General features: G+C 71.3%; 18 protein-coding genes. 4 read left to right on the top strand and 14 right to left on the bottom strand.

Going from position 1 to position 21,770, the window contains the following annotated elements:
• The first annotated feature begins 2 nt into the window (after positions 1-2).
• Both ACIP84_RS33490 and ACIP84_RS33485 read left to right on the top strand, forming a co-directional pair.
• Complete coding sequence (locus ACIP84_RS33490; RefSeq protein WP_401803101.1) at positions 3-1,469, top strand: cytosine permease; 1,467 nt, start codon at positions 3-5, stop codon at positions 1,467-1,469.
• A 58-nt stretch (positions 1,470-1,527) separates the two neighbouring features.
• Positions 1,528-2,499 carry an LLM class flavin-dependent oxidoreductase gene (locus tag ACIP84_RS33485; RefSeq protein ID WP_355960465.1) on the top strand — a complete coding sequence of 324 codons (972 nt, stop codon included), beginning with the start codon at positions 1,528-1,530 and terminating at the stop codon, positions 2,497-2,499.
• 131 nt (positions 2,500-2,630) lie between these two features.
• Here ACIP84_RS33485 and ACIP84_RS33480 read toward each other — a convergent pair whose 3' ends face one another.
• The 4 genes from ACIP84_RS33480 to ACIP84_RS33465 all read right to left on the bottom strand — a co-directional run bounded on the left by ACIP84_RS33480 (position 2,631) and on the right by ACIP84_RS33465 (position 8,988).
• On the bottom strand, positions 2,631-4,064 hold the full coding sequence (locus tag ACIP84_RS33480) for a sugar porter family MFS transporter (protein WP_355960462.1): 1,434 nt from the start codon (positions 4,062-4,064) through the stop codon (positions 2,631-2,633).
• Between the two features lie 192 nt (positions 4,065-4,256).
• Positions 4,257-7,859 carry a chromosome segregation protein SMC gene (gene smc, locus ACIP84_RS33475; protein ID WP_401803097.1) on the bottom strand — a complete coding sequence of 1,201 codons (3,603 nt, stop codon included), beginning with the start codon at positions 7,857-7,859 and terminating at the stop codon, positions 4,257-4,259.
• Between the two features lie 238 nt (positions 7,860-8,097).
• A complete protein-coding gene (locus ACIP84_RS33470; protein WP_015036455.1) occupies positions 8,098-8,316 on the bottom strand; it encodes a hypothetical protein in 219 nt (72 codons plus the stop codon).
• Between the two features lie 390 nt (positions 8,317-8,706).
• Positions 8,707-8,988, bottom strand: coding sequence for an acylphosphatase (locus ACIP84_RS33465; RefSeq protein WP_187623050.1), 282 nt, complete (start codon positions 8,986-8,988; stop codon positions 8,707-8,709).
• Positions 8,989-9,191: 203 nt separating this feature from the next.
• Between ACIP84_RS33465 and ACIP84_RS33460 the strand changes: the two genes are divergently transcribed.
• Positions 9,192-10,148, top strand: coding sequence for a CAP domain-containing protein (locus tag ACIP84_RS33460; RefSeq protein WP_401803095.1), 957 nt, complete (start codon positions 9,192-9,194; stop codon positions 10,146-10,148).
• Positions 10,149-10,235: 87 nt separating this feature from the next.
• On the opposite strand, the gene ACIP84_RS33455 is transcribed toward ACIP84_RS33460, so the two are convergent.
• Positions 10,236-10,820, bottom strand: a complete 585-nt coding sequence (locus tag ACIP84_RS33455; RefSeq protein ID WP_355960450.1) for a flavodoxin family protein — start codon at positions 10,818-10,820, stop codon at positions 10,236-10,238.
• Between the two features lie 152 nt (positions 10,821-10,972).
• On the opposite strand from ACIP84_RS33455, the gene ACIP84_RS33450 reads away from it, so the two are divergent.
• Complete coding sequence (locus ACIP84_RS33450; RefSeq protein ID WP_401803093.1) at positions 10,973-11,359, top strand: winged helix-turn-helix transcriptional regulator; 387 nt, start codon at positions 10,973-10,975, stop codon at positions 11,357-11,359.
• A gap of 133 nt (positions 11,360-11,492) precedes the next feature.
• Here the strand turns inward: ACIP84_RS33450 and mutM are convergent, their stop codons facing one another.
• From mutM to ACIP84_RS33405, 9 genes are all read right to left on the bottom strand, one after another.
• Entirely contained in the window at positions 11,493-12,377 is an 885-nt protein-coding gene (gene mutM / locus ACIP84_RS33445) for a bifunctional DNA-formamidopyrimidine glycosylase/DNA-(apurinic or apyrimidinic site) lyase (protein WP_401803091.1), read from the bottom strand.
• Positions 12,378-12,546: 169 nt separating this feature from the next.
• Positions 12,547-13,359 (bottom strand): ribonuclease III, encoded by an 813-nt coding sequence (gene rnc / locus ACIP84_RS33440; RefSeq protein WP_318207691.1) that lies wholly within the window; start codon positions 13,357-13,359, stop codon positions 12,547-12,549.
• Between the two features lie 20 nt (positions 13,360-13,379).
• Positions 13,380-13,553, bottom strand: coding sequence for a 50S ribosomal protein L32 (gene rpmF, locus ACIP84_RS33435; protein ID WP_015036448.1), 174 nt, complete (start codon positions 13,551-13,553; stop codon positions 13,380-13,382).
• A 2-nt stretch (positions 13,554-13,555) separates the two neighbouring features.
• Positions 13,556-14,209: a YceD family protein gene (locus ACIP84_RS33430; RefSeq protein ID WP_030325598.1), complete on the bottom strand. Its 654-nt coding sequence runs from the start codon at positions 14,207-14,209 to the stop codon at positions 13,556-13,558.
• 150 nt (positions 14,210-14,359) lie between these two features.
• Positions 14,360-15,418, bottom strand: coding sequence for a cell division initiation protein (locus ACIP84_RS33425; RefSeq protein ID WP_401803088.1), 1,059 nt, complete (start codon positions 15,416-15,418; stop codon positions 14,360-14,362).
• 110 nt (positions 15,419-15,528) lie between these two features.
• The gene (gene coaD, locus ACIP84_RS33420) at positions 15,529-16,008 is read right to left on the bottom strand and encodes a pantetheine-phosphate adenylyltransferase (protein WP_181399519.1); all 480 of its coding nucleotides are present in this window, start codon (positions 16,006-16,008) and stop codon (positions 15,529-15,531) included.
• Positions 16,009-16,034: 26 nt separating this feature from the next.
• Positions 16,035-16,619, bottom strand: coding sequence for a 16S rRNA (guanine(966)-N(2))-methyltransferase RsmD (gene rsmD / locus ACIP84_RS33415; RefSeq protein WP_401803086.1), 585 nt, complete (start codon positions 16,617-16,619; stop codon positions 16,035-16,037).
• A 67-nt stretch (positions 16,620-16,686) separates the two neighbouring features.
• A complete protein-coding gene (locus ACIP84_RS33410) occupies positions 16,687-19,893 on the bottom strand; it encodes a helicase-related protein (RefSeq protein ID WP_401803084.1) in 3,207 nt (1,068 codons plus the stop codon).
• Between the two features lie 59 nt (positions 19,894-19,952).
• Complete coding sequence (locus tag ACIP84_RS33405; RefSeq protein WP_401803081.1) at positions 19,953-21,569, bottom strand: DAK2 domain-containing protein; 1,617 nt, start codon at positions 21,567-21,569, stop codon at positions 19,953-19,955.
• Positions 21,570-21,770: the final 201 nt, after the last annotated feature.

Below are 21,770 nucleotides of genomic sequence, written 5' to 3'. Positions count from 1 at the left end.
CCATGCCCCACGACGCCTCCGAAGCCGCAGGCGCGACGCACGACGGCGCGATGGAGACCCGCGGTCTCGACCCCGTCCCCGACGCCGAGCGGACCGGCCGGGTCCGCGAGCTCTTCCCCACCTGGGTCGCGGCCAACATCAGTGTGCTGCTGCTCACGATGGGCGCCGGTCTGATCGTCTTCAACGGCCTGAACTTCTGGCAGGTCCTGGCCGTGGCGGTCGCCGCGCCGGTCCTCTCGTACGGGATCGTCGGCCTGATCTCGATCGCGGGCAAGCGGGGCGGCGCACCCGGGATGGCGCTGTCGCGCGCGGTGTTCGGTCAGCGCGGAAACCTCTTTCCCGGTGCGCTGATCTGGGTGGCCCGGTGGGGCTGGGAGACCATCAACGCCGTCACCGGCGCCTACGCGGTGCTGACCGTGCTGGACCTGCTCTTCGGCGTGCAGTCGAACACGTTCCTCATCGTCGTGACGCTGCTGCTCTTCGTCACCTGCACCTTCCTGGTGTCGGGGCTGGGGATCAACGCGCTGCGGGTGTGCAGCAAGTGGTCCACGTACCTCTTCGGCGCCTTCTCGGTGCTCGTCCTGGTCTATCTGGTGGCGAACACCGACTGGTCCGCGGTCTTCGACAAGCCGGCCGGTTCGACGGCGATGATGATCGCGGGCATCGGCACGATCGCGGCCGGCGGCATCAGCTGGGTCCCCTCGGGTCCCGACTTCACCCGCTACCTGCCCCGTACGGCCTCGTCGAAGGCGATGGTCGGCTCCACGGTCGGCGGCGCCGGGATCGTCGTGCTGCCGATGGTCCTGATGGGCGCGGTCATGGCGGTGTCGACGCCGGACCTGGCCTCGGCGCAGGACCCGGTCTCCTTCATCGGTGAGCTGCTGCCGATGTGGATCTCGGTGCCGTACCTGGTGATCGCCCTGCTCGGGATGCTGCTGATCAACTCGATGTCGATGTACTCGGCCGGGTTCACCGCGCAGACCCTGGGCATCAAGGTCTCGCGCGCCGCGGCGGTCAGCGTCAACGCGCTGATCAGCCTGGTCTTCGGCTTCCTGCTCATGGTGGTGGCGACCAGCTTCATCGGCTCGTTCATCTCCTTCCTGACCCTGCTCGCGGTGGCGTTCTCGGCCTGGATCGGCGTCTTCGGCGTGGACATGCTGCGCCGCGGGTCGTACGACGCGGCGGCGCTCATGGACACGACCCGGACCAGCGCGTACTGGTACCGGGGCGGTTTCGCCTGGCAGGCGATGACGGCCTGGGCGGTCGCCCTCCTCGTGGGGCTCCTCTTCACCAAGGTCGACTGGTTCTCCGGTCCGCTCGCCTCCTCCTGGATCGGCGAGAACGGCCTCGGCTGGGCGGCGACCATCGTGGTGGCGGGGGCGCTGTACGCGGTACTGCCGCGCACTCCGGCCCAGGAGCCGGTCGGGCCCGCGGAGTCCGCCGGGGCCCGCGAGACCGTTTCCATCTGACGCAACGTCAGATAGCGTCCCCCTTCGCCGGTATCCCACCAGCGGAGGGGGACTTCCCATGCCGTTCAGCGTCGTACGGTTCAACCTCGTCGATCCCCGCGCGACCCCCGAGTCCCTCTCCGCCCGCTACCGGGCCGCCGTCGAGATGGCCGCGTACGCCGACGCGCACGGGGTCGACACCGTGCAGACCGAGGAGCACCACGGGGTCGACAACAACTGGCTGCCGTCCCCCTTCGCCTTCGCCGGGGCGGTCTTCGGCGCGACGAAGCGGATCGCGGTCACGGTCTCCGCGATCATCGGGCCGCTGCACGACCCGCTGCGGCTCGCCGAGGACATCGCCGTCCTCGACCTGCTGAGCGGCGGACGTCTGGTGACGGTGGCGGGGATCGGCTACCGCCCGGAGGAGTACGAGGAGCGCGGGGTCGACTGGGGGCGGCGCGGGAAGCTCCAGGACCTGCTCCTGGAGACCCTGCTCACCGCGTGGAGCGGGGAGCCGTTCACGTATCAGGGCCGTACGGTACGGGTCACCCCGCGGCCCTTCACCCGACCGCATCCGATGCTGCTGGTCGGGGGGTCGTCGCGGGCGGCGGCGCGGCGGGCGGCCCGGCTCGGGCTGCCGTTCTTCCCGAGCGCGCACCTGCCGGAGCTGGAGGCGTACTACCGGGAGCGGTGCGCCGAGTACGGCACGGAGGGCTGGACGATGATGCCGGCCGAGGTGACGCCGCTGCTGCATCTGTCGGAGGACCCGGACCGGACCTGGGCGGAGTACGGGGAGCACTTCCTGCACGAGGCGCGGACGTACGCCTCCTGGCAGTCGAAGGACATCCGCTCGGCGGTGCGGTCGGCGGCCACGACGGTGGCGGAGCTGCGCGCGGAGGGGGTCTACCGGGTCGTCACCCCGGAGGAGTGCCTGGCGCTCGACCTGGAGAGCCTGGTGCTGCATCCGCTGTGCGGCGGGATGCCGGTGGAGGAGGGGTGGCGGAGCGTGCGGCTGTTCTGCGACGCCGTCCTGCCCCGGCTCACGGCCTGAGGGTGGGGGGCTGACGAGCCCGGCTCACGGCCTGACGGCGGAGGCGGGGGGCCACGGCGTACTGCCCCGGTCCGGGGCGTGAGGCCTCGGACCGGGGCAGTTCCGTGGGTGAGGAGCGGGGCAGCGGGGGGTTAGCCCATCTCCTCCAACGCCTTGCCCTTGGTCTCCTTGACGTACCTGAGCACGAAGGGGATCGAGAGCACGGCGAAGACCGTGTAGATGATGTAGGTGCCGGAGAGGTTCCAGTCCGCGAGGGACGGGAAGCTGGCGGTGATGGCCCAGTTGGCGATCCACTGGGCGGAGGCGGCGACGCCGAGGGCCGCGGCCCGGATCCGGTTGGGGAACATCTCGCCGAGGAACACCCAGACCACCACGCCCCACGAGAGGGCGAAGAAGAGCACGAAGACATGGGCGGCGACGAGCGCCACGACGCCCTGGGTCTCGGGCAGTTTGCCGTCGACGAGGTCGGCGGAGAAGGCCCAGGCCTCGACGGCGAGGGCGATCGCCATGCCGATGGAGCCGACAAGGGCGAGCGGCTTGCGGCCGACGCGGTCGACCAGGACCATCGCGATCACGGTGCCGATGATGTTGATGATCGACGTGGTGAACGAGTAGAAGAACGAGCTCGACGGGTCGATGCCGACGGACTGCCAGAGGGTCGCGGAGTAGTAGAACGCGACGTTGATGCCGACGAGCTGCTGGAAGACCGAGAGTCCGATGCCGACCCAGACGATGGGCAGCAGCTTGAAGCGGGAGCCGGCGACGAGCAGGTCCTTGAAGGTGGACTTGTGCTCGCTGCGCATGGCCTTGTCGATCTCGGCGACGCGGTGGTCGAGATCGACGTCGCCGCCCTCGACCTCGGCGAGGACCTCCTTGGCCCGGTCGGTCCTGCCGACGGAGATGAGGAAGCGGGGGGACTCGGGGATGGCGAAGGAGAGCATGCCGTAGAGCACGGCGGGCACGACCATGACGCCGAGCATCCACTGCCAGGCTTCCAGGCCGCCGATCTCGCCGCGCTGGTCGCCGTCGGCGAGCTGCAGGATGCCGTAGTTGACCAGCTGGGAGATGGCGATGCCGATGACGATCGCGGCCTGCTGGAAGGAGCCGAGGCGGCCGCGGTAGGCGGCGGGGGCGACCTCGGCGATGTACGCGGGGCCGATGACGGAGGCCATGCCGATGGCGAAGCCGCCGATGACCCGCCAGAACGCCAGGTCCCAGAGGGCGAAGGGCAGCGCGGAGCCGACGGCGCTGACGGCGAAGAGCACCGCGGAGATCTGCATGCATCGGATACGGCCGATGCGGTCGGCGATCCGGCCCGCGGTGGCGGCGCCGATGGCGCAGCCGATCAGGGCGATGGCGATGACCTGGGCGAGGGTTCCGGAGCCGATGTCGTAGCGGTCGCGGATCGCCTCGACGGCGCCGTTGATGACGGAGCTGTCGTATCCGAAGAGGAATCCGCCCATCGCGGCGGAGGCCGTGATGAAGATGACGTGGCCGAGGTGGTCCGGGTGGGCGGCTCGGCCTTCGGAAGGCGGCGGCGTGGGCGCCTGCGCGGTGTGGGGCACATGGACTCCTCGGTGGGGGGCAAGCCCTTCCAGTGGCGCACAACTTCACGCCGCCCACCACGTGAAGGTAAAAGCAACGTTGCAGAGACTATGCCTTCAAGTTTCTAAGTCAATAGTCGATGTCATGTGACTTAATAAGCACTACGAGATGGCTTGAGTTCAACACTTGAAGAGACGGCCCTTGGCTCGCCCTCAGCGCAGCCGCTGACTGATCACCTTCGAGACGCCGTCACCCTGCATGGACACGCCGTACAGCGCGTCCGCGACCTCCATGGTCCGCTTCTGGTGGGTGATCACGATCAGCTGCGAGGACTCCTGGAGCTCCTGCATGATCCGGATCAGCCGCTGGAGATTGGTGTCGTCGAGCGCCGCCTCGACCTCGTCCATCACGTAGAACGGGCTGGGCCGGGCCTTGAAGATCGACACCAGCAGCGCCACGGCCGTCAGCGAGCGTTCGCCGCCGGAGAGCAGCGAGAGCCGCTTGACCTTCTTGCCGGGCGGGCGGGCCTCCACCTCGACGCCGGTGGTCAGCATGTTGTCGGGGTCCGTGAGGACGAGCCGGCCCTCGCCGCCGGGGAAGAGCCGCGAGAAGACGCCCTCGAACTCACGGGCCGTGTCCCGGTAGGCCTCGGTGAAGACCTGCTCGACCCGCAGGTCGACCTCCTTCACGACCTGAAGCAGATCCGTCCGGGTCTTCCTCAGGTCCTCCAGCTGCTCGGAGAGGAAGCGGTGCCGCTCCTCCAGGGCCGCGAACTCCTCCAGGGCCAGCGGGTTGACCTTGCCGAGCTGGTGGTACGCCCGTTCGGCGGCCTTGAGGCGCTTCTCCTGCTCCGAACGGATGAAGGGGCGCGCCGCGTCGGCCTCCGGGGCGTCCGTGGCGTTCGAGTCCGCGGACTCCGGGGAGTCCGCGGACTCCGCTCCCCCGACCGCCGGCGACGGCGGCACGGGCTGGTCCGGGCCGTACTCGGCGACCAGCGCGGTCGCCTCCACACCGAACTCCTCCAGGGCCTTCGTCTCCAGCTGCTCGATCCGCAGTCGCTTCTCCGCGCCGAGGACCTCGCCCCGGTGCACGGAGTCGGTCAGCTTGTCGAGCTCCGCCTTGAGGTCGCGGCCCCGGTTCCGGGCGGCCGCCAGGCCCTCCTCCCGGTCGGCCCGCGCCGCCTGCGCCACCACCCGCTCGCGCTCGGCGCGGACGAGCGACACCTCGATGTGCGCCAGGAGGCTCCGGGCGCCGGCGGCGACCGCGCCCGCGACCCGCTCCTCGTGGCGCAGCCGGGCGCGGCGCTGCTCGGCACGCGCGCGTGCCTCCCGTTCGGCGCGGGCGGCCCGGTCGAGCGACTCGGCCCGCCCGGCGAGCCCCTTGACCCGCTCCTCGTGGGTACGGACCTGGAGCCGGGCCTCCATCTCGGTCTGGCGCGCGTTGGATCCGTCGATGGCGAGCCGGTCGCGGGTGGCGGTGTCGGGTTCCTCGTCCCCGCCCTCCCCGAACGCCGCGGCCTCCTGGGCCACGAGCAGCCGTTCGGCGAGTTCCTCCGCCTCCGCGGTCGCCTTCTCCAGGGCCTCCTGGGCTCGGGCGGCGGCGGCCGCGGTCCGCTCGGCCTCGCCGGCCGCTCCCCTGGCCTGGCCGGCGAGCCGGCCGAGCTGCTGGGCGACGGCGGACTTCTCGCGTTCGGCGGTACGGCGGAGGGTGTCGAGTTCCTCGACGAGCGCGGCGGCGGTACGGCGCCGCTCGTCGGCCTGACTCTTGGCGGCCGCCGACTCCTCGCAGCGTACGGCGAGTTCGTCGAGCTCGGCGGCGGCCTCGTCGACCGAGGCCTGGACTTCGAGGAGGCTGGGCGCGCCCGCGGAGCCGCCCTGGGCGAAGTGCGCCCCGAGCAGGTCGCCCTCCAGGGTGACGGCGGTCGACGCGGGGCGGCTCCTGACGAGTTCGGCGGCCTGGTCCAGGTCGTCGACGACGACGACTCCGGCGAGCAACCGGCGGACGGCTCCCATGAGTTCGTCGGGTCCCCGGACGAGGTCGGCGGCGTACGGGCGGCCCTCGGCCGCGGGGGCCCCGGTCTCTCCCGAGCGGTCCGGTTCGGGTACTCCGGTCAGGAGCAGGGACACGCGGCCGGCGTCCTGCTTGCGCAGCAGGCGGAGGGCTTCCGCGGCGGCGGAGGGGCCGGCGGCGGCGACCGCGTCGGCCGCGGCGCCGAGGGCGGCGGCGACGGGGATCTCGTATCCGGGAGTGACGGTGAGGAGTTCCGCGGCCGGGCCGAGGAGTCCGCTGAGTCCGGCGGACAGCAGGGCGCCCGTGCCGTCCTTGCGGCGCAGTCCGAGGGCGAGGGTCTCGTGCCGGGCCCGGGTCGCGGCGCGGCGGCGTTCGGCGGTGGCGGCGGCCTCGCGGGCGGCGCCGAGCGCGGCCTCCGCGTCGGCCAGTTCGCGGCGGGCGGCCTCGTACCGCTCGCCGTGCTCGGTGTCCGCGGCGTCGAGGCCGTCGACCTCGGCCTTGAGCTGCTCGTACTCCGCCTGGGCGGTGACCGCCCGCTCCCCCGCCTCGTCGCGGGCGGCGGCGAGCCGGTCGATCTCGGCCTGGGCGGAGGCGGCGCGCGAGCGGGCCGCGTTGACCTGGCCGTGGAGGCGGGCGAGGCCCTCGCGCCGGTCGGCGAGGGCGCGGGCCAGGTCCTTGAGGCGGCGTTCCTCGGACGCGAGGGCCTGTTCGAGCTCGGCGCGGTGGGCGACGGTGTCCTCCAGGGCGCGCTCGGCCGCCTCCAGGGCGGCTTCCAGCTCCGCCTCCTGCTCGCGGACGCGGGCCGCCTCGCGCTCCAGGTCCTCCGGGTCACGGCCGCGGCGTTCCTCGGCGGGCGCGGCGGTGGCGCTCTTCACGCGCGCGTCGGCCAGGGAGACCGTGCCGCGGACGCGTTCGGCGAGCTGGGAGAGGGCGTACCAGTTCTGCTGGGCGCGTTCGAGACGGGGCACGAGCGCGCGTGCCTCGGCCTCGAGGGCGGCCTCGCGGGCGAGCGCGGTCCGCAGGTCGGCCTCGGTGGCTTCCTTGCGGGCGAGCAGGGCCGCTTCGTCGGCGACCTCGGCGGTGAGGGCCCGCTGGAGGTGGACGAGGTCGTCGGCGAGGAGGCGGAGCCGGGCGTCGCGCAGATCGGCCTGGATGACGACGGCACGGCGGGCGACGGCGGCCTGCCGGCCGAGGGGCTTGAGCTGGCGGCGCAGTTCGTCGGTGAGGTCCTGCACGCGCGCGAGGTTGGCCTGCATCGCGTCGAGCTTCCGCAGCGCCTTCTCCTTGCGCTTGCGGTGCTTGAGGACTCCGGCGGCCTCCTCGATGAAGGCGCGGCGGCCCATCGGGTCGGCGTGCAGCACGGAGTCGAGCTGCCCCTGGCCGACGATGACGTGCATCTCGCGTCCGATGCCGGAGTCGGAGAGCAGGTCCTGGAAGTCGAGCAGCCGGCAGGTGTCGCCGTTGATCTGGTACTCGCTGCTGCCGCCGCGGAACATGATGCGGGTGAGCGTGACCTCGGCGTAGTCGATGGGCAGCGCGCCGTCGGAGTTGTCGATGGTGAGGGACACCTCGGCACGGCCGAGCGGGGGGCGCCCGGTCGTGCCGGCGAAGATGACGTCCTCCATCTTGCCGCCGCGCAGCGACTTGGCGCCCTGCTCGCCCATGACCCAGGACAGGGCGTCCACGACGTTGGACTTGCCCGATCCGTTGGGGCCCACGACACAGGTGATTCCCGGTTCGAACCGCAGCGTGGTGGCCGAGGCGAACGACTTGAATCCGCGGAGTGTCAGGGCCTTGAGGTGCACGCCCGGACTCTACCGGGGCTCGTGCGTTTCACCCGCGAAGGTGTAGGGCAGATCCTCGGGTGAGGAGGGGGACGGGAGGGGAACGGCGGGTAAAGAAAGAAGGGACGCCGGAGCGCCCCTTGCATGTCTGCTCTGCCGGCGTGAGTTCAGTTGGCTCGACCGGCATGAGTGTCCATGCGGCTGTGCCGACGTGAGTCCGGCGTGAGTGGTTCCCACCTGGCCCCTCGGGGCTGGGTTGTCAGGTGAGCGCAGGCTCCGCCTGGGGTACGTCGAGGTCGATGCTGTTCAGCAGTGACTCTCCCTGGTGCTGAGCGGCGGCAGCGGCAAGCGAGTCGTTCTCGGACTGGATCCGTACCAGCTCGGATTCCAGGTCCTGGACGCGCTGCTGAAGCCGTCGCATCTCGGCGAGGAGTCGCGGGTCGGAGCCGCCGACGTAACCGAGAAGCGCCTTTGCCATGATGGATGGTCCTCCACAATGAGTGACCGACCGAAGCGGTTGGGTCGTGAGGGATTTCGCACCCGCGGTGCTCGGCAGTACTGCTTGTCGTGCCGGTTCCACTGCCAAACAGCTAAGGTGCGCGGGGCTTCCAGAGTCTCACCAAAAAGTTTGACGGTCAACACGATCACGCCCCGTTTGAAGGGCCGACCGAGGAGTCCCGGGCCGCTCAGCGGGCGGCGGGGCCTCATGAACTCGGTGCCTCAGGGCGTCGCGATCATCCTTACCCGGCAGCCTTCCATGATGGGCGCTCCTTGGCAACCACCAGGGGGTTTCCCCGTCACCCGGCTGTTACCGCGCGTCCTTTCGAGGCCCCTCTCGGTCACCGGGAACGGTGTCGGAGAGTGATCGTCAGCGGATGGCGAAGCCGTCGTAGCCACCGCGCGGGGTGGCCCAGATCTCAGTGACGCCGTCCACTCGCCCGGGTGTGTCGGAGGAGTGGAGCCAGGCGAGCAGACGGTGGCAATTCTCACGCGCCCCTTCGGCCACCACCTGTACCCGGCCGTCGTCGAGGTTCAGGGCGAAGCCCACCAGGCCGCCGATCTCCAAAGCGTTTGCCCTGGTGAACCAGCGGAAGCCCACTCCCTGTACCCGGCCGCGTACCCAGGCGGTCATCCGAACGTCGTCACTCATGCCTGCACGCTAACGGGCGGATTGCCAGATGAGCACATCGCCCCCGGCCCGCATGGACTACAGTCCCGACCGAACACGCCTCACCCGATCGGACCCGCCCTGTTCGACCGCCGGTCCGAAACGGTACCGACAGCAAAGATCAGCAAAGGCTCACAGGGCCGGCACAGGACCACAGCAGGACCAGCAAGAGGAAGGCAGACCAGATGGGACGCCACCGTCGCGCCGGAGCCGCACCCGCCGCAGAAGACTACGCGGACGGTTCGGACCACCGTCACCGGGGTACCCGCCGCAAGCGGCGCACCCCCGTGCGCACCGGCCTGCTCGGAGCCTCCGCCGCCGTCGCGGTGGGCGCCATCGCCGTCGCCTCGGGCCTGCTGCCCGGCGGGGACACGTTCACGGTCGGCAGCGTGGGCACGAGCGAGCGCCCGAGCCAGGCCCGGCAGGCGCCGGAGCTGACGACGCAGGGCGGGTCCACGCAGACCCCGACCGCCGACTCGGGCGGCGCGCGCACGAGCACGAAGGCGAGCGCGGGCACGGACAAGGGCAAGGCGGCCTCACCGTCGGCGACCCCGTCCACGAAGCCGACCCCGGCGAAGGCCAAGCCGACCCCGACGAAGGCGCCGACCAAGGCCCCGACGAAGGCTCCGACCAAGCCGCCGGCGCCGCGGAAGACCACGGCCGCGCCGACCACGAAGGCCCCCGCGCCGAAGCCCGAACCGAAGCCCGACCCGACGACGGAGGCCCCGGTCGAGACGACCGCGGCCCCCTCCACCGCCGACCGCAGCGAGGCCGCCGAGGCGGAGGTCGTCCGCCTGGTCAACGCCGAGCGCGCCAAGGTGGGCTGCTCCCCGGTGACGGCGGACGCCCGGCTCGCGGCACTGGCCGGGGCGTTCAGCGCGGACATGGCGGCCCGCGGCTTCTTCGACCACACGGACCCGGACGGGGCCACCCCGTGGGCGCGCGCCGAGAAGGCGGGCGTGTCGGGCCTCGGCGGCGAGAACATAGCCCGCGGCCAGGCCGACGCGGCAGCCGTGATGGAGTCCTGGATGAACAGCGACGGCCACCGCGCCAACATCCTGAACTGCGACTTCACCACCCTGGGCGTGGGCGTCCACTTCGCCGCCGGCGGCCCCTGGTGGACCCAGGACTTCGGCTACTGACCCGGCAGTCCCCGCATCTCCCTGATGTGAAAGGGCCCGTCACCTTCCCGGTGGCGGGCCCTTTCGCGTACGTCACGGCAGGGAACCTCAGGCGGCGGCCTTGCCCGCCGCGAAGGTGCGGGCCGTCAGGGCGACGCGGCGGCCGAGGTGTTCGGCGGTGGCGACGTCGGCCTTGTGGACGCCCTCGGGACCCAGGTCGGCGGGGGTCTGGCCGGCGGCGCCGGAGAAGAAGCCGAGGCGGTTGATGTCGTTCTCGGAGGCCTCGCTGGTGTTCCAGCCGGGCTTGAGGCCGAGGTTGATCCAGTGCATGCCGTGCTGGCCGGCGAGGATCTGGAAGTACTGCAGGGTGTGCAGCTTGTCGCCGCTCTTGGAGCCGGAGTTGGTGAAGCCGGCGGCGAGCTTGTCCAGCCAGGCGTCGGCGAACCAGCGCTTCGAGGAGTCCTCGGCGAACTGGTGGAAGGCGCCGGAGGCCGTGCCCATGTAGGTCGGGGAGCCGAAGACGATCGCGTCGGAGGCGTCGAGCAGCTCCCACTCGCCCTCGGTGATCCCGTCGACCTTGATCAGGTGCACGGTGGCGCCCGCGTCGGCGGCACCGTCGCGGACGGCCTCGGCCAGGACCGCGGTGTGGCCGTAGCCGGAGTGGTAGGCGATGGAGACGACGGGGGTGGTCACAAGGGGCTCCTCGAACGAGAACAGACCTGAGGACAGGTCTGAGAACAGGTCTGGGGGGACGCCCAGAAGTAGAGCACTAACTTTTCGATAGCGCAACCCATGGGTTAGCGCACGTCTGGCAGTGAGCGCTGCGCGGGAGTACGGTGGAGGGCATGACTGACGACCTCGCCTACGACGTGTTCGCGCGCGCCTGCCCCTCGCGCGGCACGCTGGAGCACGTGACGGGCCGCTGGGGCAGCCTGACTCTCGGCGCCCTGTACGACGGGACGTTCCGGTTCAACGAACTGCGGCGCCGGGTCGACGGCGTGAGCGAGAAGATGCTGTCGCAGACCCTGCACGCACTGGAGCGCGACGGACTCGTCCATCGCGAGGCGCAGCCGACGAATCCACCGCGGGTCGACTACCGGCTCACCCCGCTCGGCCGCGAGATCGCGGAGCGGCTGATCGGCCTGATCGAGCTGGTGGAGGGACGGATGCCGCAGGTGGAGGCGGCCCGGGAGAGTTACGACGCGGGGCGCGCGGCCCCGGTCGGCGCCTGATCCTCGGACAGGCGCGCGGCGTCAGGCGCACGCGTCGCGGCGGTCAGCGGCCGGTCGCGGCCGATCCCGTCGTCAGGCGCTCGGGTCGTCAGGCGCTCGGGTCGGGCGTGCGGGGCGTCAGGCGCTCGGGTCGTCAGGCGCTCGCGCGCGGCGGTCGCTGGCAGCGCGGGCAGAAGTAACTGGAGCGGTTCATCCACGCGCGGCGCCGCATCGGCGTACCGCAGCGGTGGCAGGGCTCGTCCTCGCGCCCGTAGGCGTCGAGCGAGCGGTCGAAGTAGCCGGATTCGCCGTTGACGTTCACGTACAGGCTGTCGAAGCTGGTGCCGCCGACCGCGAGGGCCTCGTTCATCACGTCCCGGACGTGCCCGAGGAGTTCGGCCGAGCGCGGGCGCGTGAGGGTGGCGGTCGGCCGGTCGTAGTGCAGCCGGGACCGCCAGAGCGCCTCGTCGGCGTAGATGTTGCCGACGCCGCTGATCAGTGACTGGTCGAGCAGCGCCCGCTTGACCGTCGTACGGCGCAGCCGCAGCGCGCTCTGGAAGGCGGCGTCGTCGAACTCGGGGTCCAGCGGATCGCGGGCGATGTGCCCGATGACGTCCGGCAGTCCTTCGGGGGTCTGGTCGTGGAGCGACAGTCCGCCGAAGGTGCGCTGGTCGACGAAGCGGAGCTCGGTACCGGCCGTGCCCGCGACGGAGTCGCTGTCGGATGCCGCGAAGCGGATGCGGATGCGGAGGTGCTTCTCGTCCGCGGCGTCCTCCGGCTGGACGAGCAGCTGCCCGCTCATGCCGAGGTGCCCGAGGACGGAGATGCCGGTCTCGGCGAGCGGCAGCCAGAGGTACTTGCCGCGGCGGCGCGCCACCCCGAACCGCTGCCCCTTCAGCCGGGCCGCGAAGTCCTCGCCGCCCGCCGGATGACGCCGTACGGCCCTGGGGTGCAGCACGTCGACCTCGGTCACGGTCCGTCCGGCGACCCAGCGTTCCAGACCCCGCCGTACGACCTCGACCTCGGGCAGCTCGGGCACGGGACTCCTCCGGACGTACGTGTTCGACAGCGGTTCAACCCTACCGGGGGCCGGCCCGCGAGCAGGACGGGAAAGAAGGAAGAGAACGAGGAGGGAAAGGGAGGGAAAGGGCGGGAAAGACGAGAACCCCGCCCTGGGGCGGGGTTCTCGGGAAGCGAGGGTGCGGCCGTCAGGCCGACGCCCGGTGGGCGGTCGGAGAGGGGTCGGCGACCTCTCCCGTTCCCGCCTCGGCCGCGGCCTTCGCCGCCGCCGCGCGTTCGTCCGCGGCCGCGCGAATCGCGCGCCACGCGGACTCAGCAGCCTGCTGTTCCGCTTCCTTCTTGCTGCGGCCGGTGCCGGTGCCGTACGAGACACCACCGACGCGGGCGGCAGCAGTAAAGGTCTTCTCGTGGTCCGGGCCCTCTTCGGAGACGAGGTACTCCGGAACACCCAGACCCTCGGCCGCGGTGAGCTCCTGGAGACTGGTCTTCCAGTCCAGGCCGGCACCGAGGTTGGAGGACTTCTCGATCAGCGGGTCGAAGAGCCGGTGCACCAGCTCGGACGCCGCGTCGAGGCCCTGGTCGAGATAGACCGCGCCGATCACCGCTTCAAGGGTGTCGGCGAGGATGGACGCCTTGTCCCGGCCACCCGTGCCCTCTTCGCCCCGGCCGAGCCGGATGAAGGAGCCGAGTTCGAGTTCGCGTCCCACGTCCGCCAGCGCACGCGAGTTGACCACCGCGGCCCGCAGTTTGGCCAGCTGGCCTTCCGGCAGGTCGGGGTGGGTCCGGTACAGCGTGTCCGTGACCACCAGGCCGAGCACGGAGTCCCCGAGGAACTCCAGCCGCTCGTTGGTGGGCAGACCGCCGTTCTCGTACGCGTACGAACGGTGGGTCAGCGCACGCACCAGAAGGGCGGACTCGAGCCGATAGCCGAGCCGCCCTTCCAGAAGCGTGTGGGACGAGGCATGGTCCGTCTTGTCGTCCGTCTTGCGGGACTCAGACATTGCGCCTCTCACCAGCCCAATCAGACCGAGAGGACCTGGCGCTTGTTGTAGGTGCCGCAGCTCGGGCACGCGATGTGCTGCAGCTTCGGCTCCTGGCAACGCTCACACGAAACCAGGGTGGGGACCGCAGCCTTCCACTGCGACCGGCGGTGGCGCGTGTTGCTGCGCGACATCTTCCGCTTCGGAACAGCCACGGCTACTTCTCCTGCTTCTCGGCGGCGCTTCGGACGTCCCCGTCAGAGGCTTTGCCGCTCATGTTGTCCTTCTCATCGGTTCCCAGCGAACCGGCGAGTCCCTGCAGTGCCGCCCAACGAACGTCGACGGCGTCATGGTGGTGGTCCGGGTTCTCGTTCAGGTTGGTTCCACACTCGGAACACAGGCCTGCACAGTCCTCCCGGCACACCGGCTGCATCGGCAGTGCGAGCACCACCGCATCACGCAGCACGGGTTCGAGGTCGAACATGCCGTCCTCGAGGGGGATCATGTCCTCGTCTGCCTCGGCTTCGTCGTCCGCGGCCGCCTTCGAGCGGCCCCGGTCGTCGGAGTCGGGGTACGAGAACATCTCCTGGAAGTCCACATCGAGCTCCAGCTCGACGGGCTCCAGACACCTTACGCACTCCCCCTCGGCCGATGCACGGGCGGTGCCTGTGACAAGCACCCCTTCCATGACCGACTCAAGACGGAGATCGATTTCCACCGGAGCGCCCTCGGGCACTCCGATCACTCCTTCGACGCCCAGGTCCCTGGGGGCCTCGATCGAACGCGAGAGCCGCTGGAGGGCACCAGGACGCCGCCCCAGCTCGTGTGTGTCGAACACGAGGGGGTTGCGGTGGTCGAGGCGCGTGCTCAGGGCTCTTCCTGCTTTCGAATCGTGCTGCGTCGAGGTGGCTGCCAGACGTGGGCAGCATGGATCGCGGAGATACGCGCGACCGAAGAGCCAGGATACTGGACGCTTCGCTCAGGGCCCAATCCGGGCCTTGGGGGCCTTACCGACCCCGCTCTACTGCCCCTGTTCGTAGCGGCGCAGCTGCTCCAGGTCGATCATGCTCGTGTCGAAGAAGCTCGTCTCGTCGAGCGCAGCGCCCTGCTGCTGGTGCTCCTGCTGGTGCCCCTGCTGCTGGACGGGCTGCTGGTACGCGTACGGGTCCTGCTGCTGGTAGCCGTACGGGTCGGCGTGCTGCGCCTGCTGCTGGTACGCGTACGGGTCGGGCTGCTGCTGGACCTGCTGGTAGCCGGCGTACGGGTCGGGCTGCTGCACCTGCTGGTACGCCGCGTACGGGTCGGGCTGGGGCTGGGCCTGCTGCTGGGCGGGGATCTGGACCGGTTCCGGGTCCGAGAGCTCCGCCAGTCCGGCCAGGTAGTCGGAGTCGCTGGTGTGCACGGAGGCGCCGAGACCCTCCTGGGCGGCCATGTGCTCGCCCAGCGCGTCGGTGGCGATCCGGCCGTGCAGCTTCTGCCGCCCGCGTCCGACGGCCTCCAGGGTCTTGCTGAGCACCGCCTCGAAGGCGCCGAGCTTGGCGTCGACGTACTCGTCGGCCCGGTGGATCAGGGTCTGCGGGTCGGCGCTGTACTCGGGGGCGTCCTCGTCCGCGTAGCCGTTCTGGTCCAGGCCGGGGCCCCGGCCGAGGAGCTTCTCGCGGCCCCGGTCGACGGAGCCGATCGTCTTGTTGAGGACGACCTCGAAGTTCGCCAGCTTGGAGTCGACGTAGTCGTCGGCCTCGGCGCGGACCTCCTCGGCCTCGCGGCGGGCCTCGGAGAGGATCCGGTCGGCCTCCTCCTGCGACAGCCGGGCGACCTGGGTGTCGGAGACGATCGAGCCGCGCTCGGCGTGGGCGGCCTCGATGATCCGCTCCGCCTCCTGGCGGGCCTGCTCGACCATGTGCTCGCGGCCGCCGATCAGCTCCTGGGCCTGCGCGAGGGAGCCGGGCAGGGCCTCCCGTACCTCTTCGAGCAGGGCGAGCAGCTCGGCGCGATTGACCACGCAGGATGCCGACATGGGCATGGAGCGGGCGCCCTGCACGGTCGCGACGATCTCGTCGAGCTTCTTCTGTACGTCCACCGGGTGCTCGCCACTCTCTACAGCTGGATGGAGACGGACGGGACGACTGTAAGGGCAGTCGGCGCCCGTCCGACACCGGGTGACGGAGCGTCAGCGGCGGTGGCCGCGCGTCACTTCCGCGCCAGGCGCTCGGTCAGCCGGGGCAGGACCGTCGGCGGAACCAGGTGGGAGACGTCGCCGCCCCAGGCGGCGACCTCCTTGACCAGCGAGGACGACAGGAAGCTGTAGGTCGGGTTGGTGGGGACGAAGAGGGTCTCCACGCCCGTGAGGCCGTTGTTCATCTGGGCCATCTGCAGCTCGTAGTCGAAGTCGCTGACCGCGCGCAGCCCCTTGACGATCGCGGGGATGTCGCGCTGCTTGCAGAAGTCGACGAGCAGTCCGTGGAAGGACTCCACCTCGACGTTGCCGAAGTCGGCGGTGACCTCGCGGATCAGCTCGATCCGCTCGTCGACCGTGAACAGGCCCTTCTTCGACTGGTTGATCATCACCGCGACATGTACGACGTCGTACAGCTTGGAGGCGCGGGCGATGATGTCGAGGTGTCCGTTGGTGATGGGGTCGAATGACCCCGGACAGACGGCGCGGCGCAACGTGGGTCCCTCGCTCTCCGGTCCGGTCATCGTGCGTCTTCGCACGTAGAGGCGGCGCGACCGTACCAAAACGTTCCCTCGCCGTAACGACGGGCCCGCAGTGGTTCGAAACCGTCCGGCCAGCCGAACTCTCCGCCTCTGGTGCTGCGCTCCACGGTGACGAGGGCGTCGTCCGCGAGCCAGCCCCCCGAGCGGAGTGTGAGGAGTATCTCGCGAAGATCCTCGTCGGTGACGGCGTACGGCGGGTCGAGGAAGACCAGGTCGTACGGGTCGGCCGGCGCCGGCCCCGTCACGATCTGCTCCGCTTTGCCGGTGCGGAGTTCGGCGCCGGGCAGCCCGAGCGAGGAGATGTTCTCGCGGATGGTGCGGGCGGCGCGCGGTTCGGCCTCGACGAGGAGGGCGTGCGCGGCCCCCCGGGAGAGCGCTTCGAGGCCGACGGCGCCGGAGCCGGCGTACAGGTCGGCGACCCTGGCCCCGTCGAGGGTGCCGAGGAACGCGCCCCAGGTGGAGAACAGGCCTTCGCGCGCCCGGTCGGAGGTGGGGCGGGTGCCGTTGCCGGGCGGCACGGCCAGGCGGCGCCCGCCGGCGGTTCCGGCGATCACGCGAGTCATCGGTGTCCTCGTCCTGCGTCGTCCAGTGCGTACGTCTCAGGATATGACCGCGGTCCGCACCGCGCGGTCAGCCCTTCTCCAGGTACTCCTCCCTGTCCTTGTCGAGCAGGGCGTCGAGCGCGGTGCGCAGGCCCGGGTGGGCGGTGAGGTCCGGGTCGGCGAGGACGAGGGCGGTGGCCTCCTCTCGGGCGGCGGCGATGACCTCCTCGTCGTCGATGACGGTGAGGACCCGCAGGGAGGATCGGACGCCGGACTGGGCCTGGCCGAGGACGTCGCCCTCGCGTCGCTGTTCCAGGTCGATACGGGAGAGCTCGAAGCCGTCGAGGGTGGCGGCGACGGCGGCGAGACGCTGGCGGGCGGGGGTGGCCTCGGGCATCTCGCTGACCAGGAGGCAGAGGCCGGGGGCCGAGCCCCGGCCGACGCGGCCGCGGAGCTGGTGGAGCTGGGAGACGCCGAAGCGGTCGGCGTCCATGATCACCATGGCGGTGGCGTTGGGGACGTTGACGCCGACCTCGATGACGGTGGTGGCGACGAGGACGTCGAGCTCGCCCGCGGCGAAGCGGCGCATGACGTCGTCCTTGTCGTCGGGGTGCATGCGGCCGTGCAGGACGGCGATCCGGAGTCCGGTGAGGGGTCCGGTGCGGAGCTTCTCCGCGACGTCGAGGACGGCGAGCGGCGGGCGCTTCTCGGCCTCGTCCTCGGCGGACGCCTTCGCCTTCTTCTTCTGGTCCTCCTCGTCGCCGATGCGGGGGCAGACCACGTAGGCCTGATGGCCCTTCTCCACCTCCTCGCGGACCCGTTCCCAGGCGCGCGTGAGGAAGTGCGGCTTGTCGGCGGCGGGCACGACGTGGGTGGCGATCGGGGAACGTCCGGCGGGCAGCTGGTCGAGGACGGAGGTCTCCAGGTCGCCGAAGACGGTCATGGCGACCGTGCGCGGGATGGGGGTGGCGGTCATCACCAGGAGGTGCGGGGGCTGCTTCCCCTTGCCGCGGAGTGCGTCGCGCTGCTCGACGCCGAAGCGGTGCTGCTCGTCGACGACGACCAGGCCCAGGTCGTGGAACTGGACCTTGTCCTCGATCAGCGCGTGGGTGCCGATGACGACGCCGGCCTCGCCGGTGACCAGGTCGAGGAGGGCCTGCCGGCGGGCCGCGGTGCCCATGGAGCCGGTGAGCAGCACGACCTTGGTGGCCCGGTCGGCGCCTCCGAGCATCCCTCCCTCGGCGAGCTCGCCCATCATCTCGGTGACGGAGCGGTGGTGCTGCTGGGCGAGGACCTCGGTGGGGGCGAGCATGGCGGCCTGCCCCCCGGAGTCGACGACGGCGAGCATGGCGCGAAGGGCCACCATCGTGTTGTGCGTCACGGTGAAGTGATCGGTCACATAAGCGTGGTCGGCATGCGCGACGCTGATGCACTGCACGGCCTTCCGGCCGACGTACTCCACGGCACGGATGCCACGCCGGAAGGTGTTGTCCGTGGGCCTCGGACGCATCCGCTCGGCCTTGCGGGTGAGCCGGAACGGGGGGTACCCGTCGGGCAGAGCCACCGAGACGTTGAAGGCGGTCTTCTTCGGCAGAACCCGCGCTCGCCCGCCGAGCGAGCGCACGAGCCACGCCACGTCCTCCGCGAGCAAGCGCGAAGCGGAGCAGAGCGACACGCTCATGCCGTCCTGGTGCACGGTGCCGTCCGTGTCCAGGAGCCCTTGGAGGACCGCGAGACGGTCCTTGATCGTGGCGTTCTTGAACTGCTCGGGGATGAACTTGTCATGCGATGTGGCACCCCACAGCTCCAGGTCGCGCAGCGCTTGGATGACGGGATGCCGCGCGCCGCCCGCACGCCGGACGAGCTGGATCGTGTAGTCGCAACGCGAGCCGACCACGGGGGTGAGCCTGCAGTCCGGCTCCACGGACATCGCGACGGCGTCATGGATCTCGGCGTCGGTCGTGGAGAGCCGCAAGGTGTGCCGGAACGAGCCGTCGCCCAGGAGCACACCGAGCAGATACGGATCGAGCGGCAGTGTGGACCCGTCTCCCAGGTCGACCGGGGCGGCGGCGGGGATGTACCACTTCGAAGAGCCGTTCGCCTCCAAGAGGTCATGCCGGATCTCCCTTGTGGTCAGCACCTTGGGGGCCTGGCCGCGGTCCCATGCACAGCTCGTTCCCACGATCCACACATGCTCGTCGTCGCACTCCACGGCGGTTCCGTCCGAGAGGAGGATCCGCCACACCTCGCGCTCCCCTTGCGGAAAGACTCCGTCGACGACCGCGGTCTCCCCCGTGGGCACGATCACCTCGTCCCCGACCCGCATGTCGCCCATCCGTCGGAATCCCACAGAGGTCAACACGAGGGAGTCCAGGGGCTGCGCCTTGCCCGATCCGACCTCGCCCTGGAGGAGGCGGTGCATGGGGTGGTCGGTGGCGAGGTCGTCGAAGATCTCCCTGGAGACCTTCCGCTGGCCGTCGGTGAGGGTGAAGGGGAGCTTGGCATCGAAGGCGTCGAGGATGCCCTCGGGTACGGGCCTGCGGGCGACGGCGGGGAGTTGGGTGTCGGCATGCCGGCGGCGGGCGAGGGCGACCTGGAGGACGAAGGCCTCGTCCCACTTGAGGCGCTCGCGCGCGAGGGCGATGTCGTCCTTGGTGCGCGGCCGGTGGATGAGCCGGAGGGCGTCGGGGAGCTCGGCGAGCCCGCGGCCCTCGCGCAGGGCGTCGGGGAGCGGGTCGACGGCGTCGACGGCGCTGGGCAGCACGGCGTCCACGGCCTTGGCGATCTTCCAGGACTCCAGCTTGGTGGTGGCCGGGTAGATCGGGATGAGGGCCCCGGCCCAGACGTCCACGGCCTCCTCGCTGTCGCCGCGGAGGAGTTCGTACGACGGATGGGCGAGCTGGAGGCGCCGGTTGAAGAGCGAGACCTTGCCGGCGAACATCGCGCGGGTGCCGGGCAGCAGGTCGTGGTGCGGCTTGTGCACGCCCTTGCCGAAGAAGACCAGCTGGAGGCGGCCGCTGCCGTCGGTGATGGTCACTTCGAGGCGCTGGCCGCGCCCCTTGGAGCCGTTGAAGGTGTGCACACGGGCGTCCGCGACCTGCGCGACCACCGTGACGTGTTCGTCGAGCGGCAGGTCGGCGAGGGTCGTCAGCTCCCCCCGCTCGGCGTACCGGCGAGGGTAGTGGTGGAGGAGGTCACCGACCGTGTGCAGGTCGAGCGCCTCGGCCATGACCTTGGCGGTGGCGGGGCCGAGGGACTTCTTGAGTGGTTCGTCGAGCGCGGGCACGCGTTCCATTGCACACCACGCGACCGACAGTCGTCCCGGAGGCTGTGGACGACGACCGGGAAAAGCCGCTATTCCACCCCGATGAGCAGCGGTGGAGCGCCCGCGCCCGCGTGGTACGTGGTGGTGTCGACGGCCAGGTAGCCGCGCCGGACGTGGGCCTCCAGGTCGGGGGCGAGCCCGGGCGGGGTGTCGTCGGCCACGACGAGGGTGACGAGTTCGCCGCCGGCCGAGAGCATCCGGTCCAGGACGGTGCGGGCGGTCTCGGTGAGGTCGTCGCCGATGACGGCGACGTCGCCCTCGATGAGGCCGAGGATGTCGCCGGCCTGGCAGACGCCCGCCGAGGTGAAGGACTGCCGTTCGGCGACGGCGAGTTCGGCGTAGCGGGTGGCTCCGGCGGCGGCCGTCATGGCGACGACGTCCTCGTCGAAGCGCCGGCCGGGTTCGTGGACGGCGAGGGCGGCGATGCCCTGGACGGCGGCCCGGGTCGGGATGAGGGCGACGCGGATGCCCTCGGCCCTGGCGCGCTCGGCGGCGGCCACAGCGGTCTGCCGCAGGTCGCTGTCGTTGGGCAGGAGGACCACCTCGCGCGCGTGGGCCCGCCGGATCGCGTCGAGGAGTTCGTCGCCGGCGGGCTGTTCGCCGGGCAGGGTCCGTACGGTCGTGGCGCCCGCCTCGGCGCAGAGCCCGGCGAGGCCCTCGCCGGGGACGACGGCGACGACCGCGCGCTGGGCGCGCTCCCCGCGCGCGGAGGCGGCGGCCGAGTCGGCGGCGAAGTGGGTGATCCGGATGCGGTGCGGGCGTCCGGCCTCGACGCCGGCCTCCACGGCGGCGCCCGCGTCGTCGACGTGCACGTGGACGTTCCACAGCCCGTCCCCGCCGACGACGACGAGGGACTCCCCCAGGGCGTCCAGCCGGGACCTGAGCAGTTCCACGGCCTCGTCGCCGGCCTCCAGGAGGTAGATCACCTCGTAGGCGGGCCCGTCCTCGGCCGGGCAGTCCTCCGGGGGCGCGGGCGTGGTCCGCGTCTCGGCCGCCGGCGGCGGTGCCTGTCCTGTCACGGTCTCCAGGAGTGCGCCGAGGACCGTCACGAGGCCCCTGCCGCCCGCGTCGACGACTCCGGCGCGTTCGAGGACGTCGAGCTGCCCCGAGGTGGCGGCGAGGGCGGTCCTGGCCCCGTCGTGGGCGTTCCTGGCCACGTCGACGAGGCCGCCGCCGGCCGCGCAGGCTGCGGCCGCGGCGCTCGCCACGGTGAGGATGGTGCCCTCGACGGGGTGGGCGACGGCCCGGCGGGCCGCGCGCGCGGCCTCGTCGAGGGCGCGGGCGAGGTGATCACCGTCACAGCCGTCGGCGAGGACGCCCGCCATGCCGCGGAGGAGCTGGGACAGGATGGTGCCGGAGTTCCCGCGGGCCCCGAGGAGCGCGCCGTGCGCCATGGCCCGTACGGTCTCGGCGGTGTCGGGGGTGGGCGCGGAGGCGGCGAAGACGGCCTCGACGGCCTGGTGGGCGGCCTCCGCCGTCAGGTACAGATTGGTGCCGGTGTCCCCGTCCGCCACGGGGTAGACGTTGATCGCGTCGATCTCCTCGCGCTCCCGGCCGAGCGCGTCCAGGGACCGCGCGCACCAGGACCTGACCGCTTCGGCGTCGAGCTCGACGAGCTCCTCGAAGGGGTGAAGGGCTCGCGACAACGGGGGGTCCTCCTTCGGCGGTGAGCTCACCGCAGGGTAGACCCGAGGTGTCCCTCCCCCAAGCTCTCGGCTTCGCTCGGGCAGGGGGGACCCCCGGTGACCTGGGCCTGGGGCGTGGTCCGCCGAGACCGTGGTAGTTTCGTTCCACCGAGCCAGCCGTTGTATGCTGTTTCGGTTGCCTGGTTCACACCGGGCCATCCC

The sequence above is a fragment of the Streptomyces sp. NPDC088707 genome (assembly GCF_044752725.1).
GTDB lineage: Bacteria > Actinomycetota > Actinomycetes > Streptomycetales > Streptomycetaceae > Streptomyces.
The sequence above is the reverse complement of the archived record's forward strand: the minus strand, read 5'-3'. Positions and strand labels throughout refer to the sequence as shown.

Bases quoted from the DNA above. Each gene is read 5' to 3' on its own strand.
- ACIP84_RS33460 (WP_401803095.1), top strand. From the start codon at position 9,192: ATGGGACGCCACCGTCGCGCCGGAGCCGCACCCGCCGCAGAAGACTAC.
- ACIP84_RS33450 (WP_401803093.1), top strand. From the start codon at position 10,973: ATGACTGACGACCTCGCCTACGACGTGTTCGCGCGCGCCTGCCCCTCG.
- ACIP84_RS33470 (WP_015036455.1), bottom strand. From the start codon at position 8,316: ATGGCAAAGGCGCTTCTCGGTTACGTCGGCGGCTCCGACCCGCGACTC.
- ACIP84_RS33410 (WP_401803084.1), bottom strand. From the start codon at position 19,893: ATGGAACGCGTGCCCGCGCTCGACGAACCACTCAAGAAGTCCCTCGGC.
- ACIP84_RS33490 (WP_401803101.1), top strand. From the start codon at position 3: ATGCCCCACGACGCCTCCGAAGCCGCAGGCGCGACGCACGACGGCGCG.
- ACIP84_RS33465 (WP_187623050.1), bottom strand. From the start codon at position 8,988: ATGAGTGACGACGTTCGGATGACCGCCTGGGTACGCGGCCGGGTACAG.
- rnc (WP_318207691.1), bottom strand. From the start codon at position 13,359: ATGTCTGAGTCCCGCAAGACGGACGACAAGACGGACCATGCCTCGTCC.
- ACIP84_RS33485 (WP_355960465.1), top strand. From the start codon at position 1,528: ATGCCGTTCAGCGTCGTACGGTTCAACCTCGTCGATCCCCGCGCGACC.
- rsmD (WP_401803086.1), bottom strand. From the start codon at position 16,619: ATGACTCGCGTGATCGCCGGAACCGCCGGCGGGCGCCGCCTGGCCGTG.